The sequence below is a fragment of the Bradyrhizobium sp. Kon56 genome (assembly GCF_055807635.1).
Window position 1 is genome coordinate 1 of sequence record NZ_JBVVOU010000355.1, and the last position, 289, is coordinate 289.

1 protein-coding gene is annotated in these 289 nt (G+C 72.3%); it reads right to left on the bottom strand.

Going from position 1 to position 289, the window contains the following annotated elements:
* Positions 1-289 (bottom strand): E3 binding domain-containing protein (locus AC0L3B_RS39300; RefSeq protein WP_473383159.1); only part of this gene is annotated, 289 nt, incomplete at both ends.

Consider the following 289-nt stretch of genomic DNA (forward strand, 5'->3'; position numbering starts at 1 on the left):
CCGGCTCGAACAGGGACAGTATCTGCTTGTCCGACATGGTCGGCGCGGTCGAGGGCGCGCCTGACGGCGTCGCCGCGGGAGCCTTGAGGCCCTTGCCGGACTTGGCCTGCTCGACGTCGCGGGCCACCACGCGGCCATGCGGGCCGGTGCCGGTCACCATCGACACGTCGAGGCCGGATTCCTTGGCGAGTCGACGCGCCAGCGGCGAGGAGAACACGCGGCCGCCATGTCCGTTGCTCTGCGCAGCAGGTGCTGCGGCTTGCGGTGCAGGTGCTGCAGCGGGCGCCGG